1 protein-coding gene is annotated in these 992 nt (G+C 60.1%); it reads left to right on the forward strand.

Annotated features, from left to right (window positions below):
* Nucleotides 1–709 (forward strand): alpha/beta fold hydrolase (locus NW820_RS12710; RefSeq protein ID WP_414407682.1); only part of this gene is annotated, 709 nt, incomplete at its 5' end.
* Nucleotides 710–992 lie beyond the last annotated feature (283 nt).

Genomic DNA, 992 nt, shown 5'->3' on the forward strand with positions numbered 1-992 from the left:
TCAAGTCTATGCTCTGGATTTGTTGGGGTGGGGCAACTCAGAACGTCCAGATTTGGAGTACACCGGCAGTCTCTACGCCGAGATGATCGGGGATTTTGTCCAGCAGGTGATCGGGCGACCCTGTCACGTCATTGCCAATTCCCTCTCGGCAGGGTTTGCGCTGCGCTCGGCCCGTCTACAACCCCACCATTGGCAGAAGCTGTTGCTCATCGCCCCTCTGGGAGACAACAGCCTCATCCCCGATGCGCTCGGGATCCCTTTGGCTCAGATTGCCTATGGATTTCTCAGCCTGCCCGTTCTGGGGTTGGCCTTCTACAACGGCATCACCGCCCCCTGGAGTGTACGCTTGTTTACAGAGCAGAGCTTGTTCTCCCCCAGCTACGCCCTGGATGAGGCGGTGGTGGACTACTATTACCGGGCAGCTCACCAAGCGGGGGCTCAATTTGCCCCCCGTTCTTTTCTCACCGGCAGGCTCAATTTGCCCATCCAAGACGACTTTCGCGTGGTGACCAAGCCCATGGCTCTGGTCTGGGGAGAACAGAACCGCCTCACCGGCCCAGAACAGGCAGAGCGGTATCGCGCTTTGCGCCCGGAGGTGCCGATATACCGGTTGCCAGGGGCTGCTTTTCCGCACATTGAAGCGCCGCAGACCTTTTTGTCGGTGGCTTTGCGCTTCTTGGCCGAAGCCGATCCTGCCCTGCCGGGATGACGGACAGGGGATCCCTTTGCCCCTTGGCAGAAAAAAGTGGGAGATTGGCGCAAGAAGCAGCCCTGACATCAGGGGGAACGACCGTACTCTCGGCTGACGCGACCACCCCCAGCCACTTCCCTGAGGGGAAAGGGGAGTTGATACAAGCCCGGCAACTTAAGTGGGCTCCCCGGCCTTATCCTCCCAGGGATCACTATCCACAGGAGTGGAGCTGGAAGGGGGAGGGGTCTCTTCTTTGGCATACTCCTGTTCCCAAGCCGGTTGTTCGGGGGCGGGTGCGGGC

Origin of the sequence: Synechococcus sp. R55.7 (assembly GCF_047461955.1) — a bacterium.
Taxonomy (GTDB): Bacteria; Cyanobacteriota; Cyanobacteriia; order Thermostichales; family Thermostichaceae; genus Thermostichus.